This is a genomic window from Streptomyces sp. NPDC050388 (assembly GCF_040655635.1).
Lineage (GTDB): Bacteria > Actinomycetota > Actinomycetes > Streptomycetales > Streptomycetaceae > Streptomyces.
This window is the reverse complement of sequence record NZ_JBFAKH010000276.1, coordinates 1-1,312: the sequence shown is the minus strand read 5'-3', so window position 1 is coordinate 1,312 and position 1,312 is coordinate 1. Positions and strand designations below refer to the sequence as shown.

The window sequence follows — 1,312 nt, the reverse complement described above, 5'->3', positions numbered from 1 at the left end:
CACCCTGCGCCGCGACGAGGGCGGCGTGGAGCGGCTGCTGACCTCGCTGGCCGAACTGTGGGTGACAGGCGTCGACGTCGACTGGGACACCGTCTTCGCCGGCACCGGCGCCCGCCGCACCGACCTGCCCACCTACCCCTTCCAGCGGGAGCGCTTCTGGCCACGCCCCGCCGCATTCGCCGGGGACGTCGCGTCCATGGGCCTGGAAGGCGCGGAGCACCCGCTGCTCGGTGCCGTCCTGACTCTCCCGGAGCCGGGCGGGGCGGTGCTGACGGGCCGTCTGTCCGTCCGTACGCACCCTTGGCTGGCCGATCACGTCGTGGACGGTCGGCTGCTCGTGCCGGGCACCGCGCTGGTCGAGCTGGCGGTGCGGGCCGGTGACCAGGTGGACCAGGGCACGCTGTCGGAACTCGTACTGGAGCAGCCGCTGGTGCTGCCGGAGAACGGTGCCGTCGTCGTACGCGTCGTGGTCGGTGCCGAGGGTGAGGACGGCGCCGGACCCGACGCGCGGCCGCTCTCGGTGTACGGACAGCCCGAGGGCTCCGAGACGTGGACGCGGCACGCGGTCGGTGTGGTGACGGCTGATGGTGCGACACAGCCGCAGACGGCGGACTGGGCGACGGTATGGCCGCCGCAGGGTGCGGAGCCGATCGACGTGGCCGACTTCTACACGCGCTCCGAGGCCACCGGGTACGGCTACGGTCCGGCGTTCCGGGGGCTGCGCGCCGTGTGGCGGCGTGACGGCGAGGTGTTCGCCGAGGTCGGGCTGGCCGGTGACGCGGCGGAGCAGGCGGGCCGGTTCGGTCTGCACCCGGCGCTGCTGGACTCCGCCCTGCACGCCGTGGGCGCGGGCGGGCTGTTCCCTGAGGACGGCGGTCTGCGGCTGCCGTTCTCCTGGGACGGCGTGGAGCTGTTCGCCGGAGGTGCCTCGGCGCTGCGGGTGCGGCTGACGACGGCGGACGGCCGTGCCGTCTCGGTCGAGGCCGCGGACGGTACCGGGGCACCGGTGGCCTCGGTCCGGTCGCTGGCCTTCCGGCCGGTCGGCGCGGAGCAGTTGACGGCGGCGGAGCACCGGGCCACCACCGAGTCCCTGTTCCGCGTGGAGTGGGTGCCGGTCACGGGCACGCCCGAGACGGTCCCGGACGTGGAGGCCACGGTCCTGGACGTTCCGGGCGCGGAGGCGGAGACCGGCGTCCCGGAAGCACTGCGGGACCGGCTCGTGCGGGTGTTGGGGCGGTTGCAGGAGTGGCTGGCGGCGGAGCGGGACGGTGACGCGCGGCTGCTGGTGGTGACGCGTGGTGCGGTGGCGGTC

Annotated in this window: 1 protein-coding gene; it reads left to right on the top strand. The window is 75.0% G+C overall.

Translation table 11 applies throughout. The features are described from left to right. On the top strand, positions 1–1,312 hold a 1,312-nt coding region (locus AB0I73_RS41355), incomplete at both ends, for a polyketide synthase dehydratase domain-containing protein (RefSeq protein ID WP_363045526.1).